The following is a 1,870-nucleotide window of genomic DNA, read 5'->3' on the forward strand; positions in this document are numbered from 1 at the left end:
TAACGCCGCTCCCTTATCGGAGCGGAACGTCGTTCCTCGCATGGGCGATCGTCAACAACAACCAGCCCGTTCCCGACGTGTTCTCCAAGATGACCAAAATCGCAGCTTCGGGCCGACTGGGCCTTGCAGGGCCGATGCCCGAGCCCGGGAACCGCACAACCTTTGTGAGGGCCAGCATGGCTGAATACGGACTGGTACCTCTGGACCAGCAGGACTCCGCCGCACAGGCGGCGCTGGCTGCGGCGGACTGGCTGGTGCGGAGCGATCCGGGGGATGCGCACTTGCCGGCAAGCGGCACGGTGCGTGCGCTCAGGTTTTGACTATCCACGATGCTCATCGGGCTGATCCGCGGGTCTTTGCCAGAAATCCTTCGCCTGCCATGTTTGAGCGACACCGGCGCGCCGAAGCCAGGTTAGCGCGAGCCGGTGACCCCATTTGCGCTCGACAAGGCCGTAGCGCGCTTCTGCGACCGCCTCTTCGAGCGCGCGCAGGGCAAGTCTGGTGAGGTCGGCTTGATTCGTCATGCCCATTGGTAGAACAAAACAGGAACATTGGGCAATTGCAGTATTCAGAGGGGAGGAGGAGAGCGGTTTGGGCGAGGCCCCCTGGGAAGCAAAAGCGTCCCCATGATCCGGGTCTTGGAACTGGTCCGGGAGACCCTTCATGCAAACCACCACCATTCCCCACGCCAAGTTGCGCTTGTCGGAGAGCAACGTCCGCAAGGCCAATGGAGACAGCGCGCTCGAGGCGCTGGCCGCCAGCATTGCCGAACACGGATTGTTGCAGCCACTCATCGTCAGCCCGTCGGCGGGCAGGAAGACCCTGTACGACGTCCACGCCGGCGGCCGCCGCTGGCGCGCGATCGGGCTGCTGATCGAACGCGGTGTTCTGCCCAAGGATTACGCGATCGACGTGCGCCTCTGCGAGAACGAGGATGCCGCAGCTCGCGAGATCAGCCTAGCCGAGAACCTCATTCGCGAAGCCATGACGCCCGCCGACGAGGCCAGGGCCTATCGCGACATCGTCGCTGAGGGCGCCGATGCCGAAGCGGTCGCCCGGCGCTTCGGCGTTACGGTTCGGCACGTACAAGGCCGCCTTCGCCTGGCCGATCTTGCCGAACCGATCTTTGCCGCACTGGCCGACGGCGCAATCACCCTCGATGTCGCGATGGCCTACGGCTCGACCGGCGATCGCGACCGACAGGCCGCAGCCTGGGAGCGGCTCTCGACCAGTTGGCAGGGCGACAATCCGCAGGCGATCCGCCGCGCGATTGCCGAGGAGAGCCTGTCGGCTGATCACCCGATCGCCCGCTTTCTGGGCGAGGCTGAATATGCCGGCTGCGGCGGCAGGATCGAGCGCGACCTCTTTGCGAGTGAGGGCGAAGGCCAGTGGCTTGACGGGGATCTCGCCATGGACCTTGCCACCAAGAAGCTTTCGCACGAGGCGGACATCGCGGCGCTCGGCAGCCGGCTCGCCTGGGTGACGCCGCGCCTCGCGACCCACGTTACCTATGACGACACCAAAGACCTGCATCCCTACTGGCCGCGTCGCGCGGAACCCAGCGCCGATGCGCTGGCCCGCATGGACGAGATCTCCGACCGCATGACGGAACTCGCCGAGCTCCTCGACGCTGCCGATGAGCCTGATGTGGAGATTTTCACTGAGAAGTGACCCGGGAGTGGCATAAATTTCCACTGAGATTTGACCCGGGGAGCGCATAAATTTCCGCCGAGAACTGACCCATGTTGGGGTGACTACACGAAAGTGACGTATCTGCACGCTAGGGGGGCGCCAGTACATTATTCGGACACGTCGCAGATCAGACAGATAGGCGATACCGCCGCATATGAAGATCGCCGCGCGCGTATAG

The 1,870-nt window shown here is 64.1% G+C and carries 1 protein-coding gene and 1 pseudogene; both read left to right on the forward strand.

All coding sequences use genetic code 11. The annotated features are described in order from the left end of the window. Window positions 1-320, forward strand: a pseudogene (locus Q4610_RS21660) (hypothetical protein); the annotation flags it as partial. Window positions 321-663: 343 nt separating this feature from the next. Further along, window positions 664-1,671, forward strand: coding sequence for a ParB/RepB/Spo0J family partition protein (locus tag Q4610_RS21665; RefSeq protein WP_304537840.1), 1,008 nt, complete (start codon window positions 664-666; stop codon window positions 1,669-1,671). The last annotated feature ends 199 nt before the right edge of the window (window positions 1,672-1,870 follow it).

This window comes from Sphingobium cyanobacteriorum, assembly GCF_030580935.1.
GTDB classification, from domain to species: Bacteria; Pseudomonadota; Alphaproteobacteria; order Sphingomonadales; family Sphingomonadaceae; genus Sphingobium; species Sphingobium cyanobacteriorum.